The 1490-nt window shown below is 39.7% G+C and carries 2 protein-coding genes; one reads left to right on the top strand and one right to left on the bottom strand.

What is annotated here, in order from left to right; genetic code table 11:
* Nucleotides 1–562: hypothetical protein (locus AC1DPQ_RS27460; RefSeq protein ID WP_477611521.1), on the top strand; the 562-nt coding region annotated here is incomplete at its 5' end.
* Nucleotides 563–710: 148 nt separating this feature from the next.
* Here AC1DPQ_RS27460 and AC1DPQ_RS27455 read toward each other — a convergent pair.
* Nucleotides 711–1490 (bottom strand): sensor histidine kinase (locus AC1DPQ_RS27455; protein ID WP_477611520.1); only part of this gene is annotated, 780 nt, incomplete at its 5' end.

The raw sequence follows: 1490 nt of genomic DNA, 5'->3' as shown, positions 1-1490 counted from the left end.
GGATAGAAGTTCGGGTGCTGCAGACCATAAACTCGCCGGCATGATCGGCGGAGGAGGTACCTGGCTGATCGAGGCGATGTATCCCAAGTATTCGGATTTTTGGTATGGCGAATGGATAGTGAGCAGGGAACATGCAGAGGATAACCGCATCTGGTCGGTTGAATACAGGTGCATCGAGCAGGAGATTGATTCCAGAAACCTTCAGTTCAACGTAGGGATGCAAAGAGAAGTCCTTTCAAAAGCACTGAGTGAAATAGAGGCATTTGCCAAGGAAATAGACCTGGAAAATTTTTCCCAGGTTTTCCAAAGAGCTAATGCGGCATTGACCTCCGCACATCCTGACCAGGATTATTATCACAGCGACTTATTGCCTGAAAATGCCTATGGGTTGGCAGCGCAACAGCTGCTGTTCGCCGCCTCGCGTGCATGGGTGTTTGGGGGAATGGGTTCCTGGAACGATATGGGATTCGAAGATAAACAAATCCAGATGCGATATGAAGCCGTGTCTTCAGCACTTTATATCGCGATCAATAATGCGATTATCGCTGTTGTCAAYTCATAAAAAAACAAATGACCAGAACTGAATTACATCAGCAGCTAAGGGCCCGGTGATTAGATAGACCGTTGGAAAAACTCCTAGAATATTCCAGGGAAGAAATACCTATAAAAACAAATTGTTTAAGACTACTATCTTTCATTATATCCTAATTTTATACAAGGGGCAGTATAAACCAAAATGTACTTCCTTTACCCACTACACTGTCTACACCAATTTTTCCATTGTGCTTTTTAATAATCTCTGCGCAGATATATAACCCAAGCCCTAAACCGTTATAATTAGTTACTCTGTCTTCTGCTCTAAAATAACGCTCGAAAAGATAAGGCAATTTTTCTTTTGCAATTCCTGCTCCCTGATCAATAACCGAAACCTTAGCCATAATACCCTGCTTTTCAATTGAGATTGTTATGTGTTTTGAGTTTGATGCGTATTTAATGGCATTGTTTACAAAATTGATAATGATCTGTTCAATCCTAATCGGGTCTGCATTAACTTTTAAACTTAAATCGCCTATAGTAATAAGGTTATATTCTGCCTGAACACGTATATCTTGACATGATTCAGTAATTACATCAGCCAATAGAAATTGCTGTTGGTTAATGTGAAGCTGACCATTATTTGCCATGCTAGCATTTAATAAATCATCTATTAAACCATTTACTTTTTCCATGCTTTTATTAGCCTGTACTATTAATTTAGCCAACGTTGGTGATGCTGATTTATCTTTTAAACGATCTAAAAGTTGTAATGATGCTTTTAAAGTGGTAATTGGTGTTTTTAGCTCATGGCTAGCGATGCTAATAAAATCATCTTTTTGTTGTTGTAAAATTCGCAGCTCTTCTATGTCGGTTGCGGTACCAATCCATAAATGCATCTCGCCACCTTCATCCAAAATTGGCATTAAACGGACCAAATGCCACCTGTAGAATCC

It is taken from the genome of Pedobacter sp. 01T416_2, from assembly GCF_056398925.1.
Note: the sequence above shows the minus strand (reverse complement) of the source record. Positions and strands in the feature narration are given on the sequence as shown.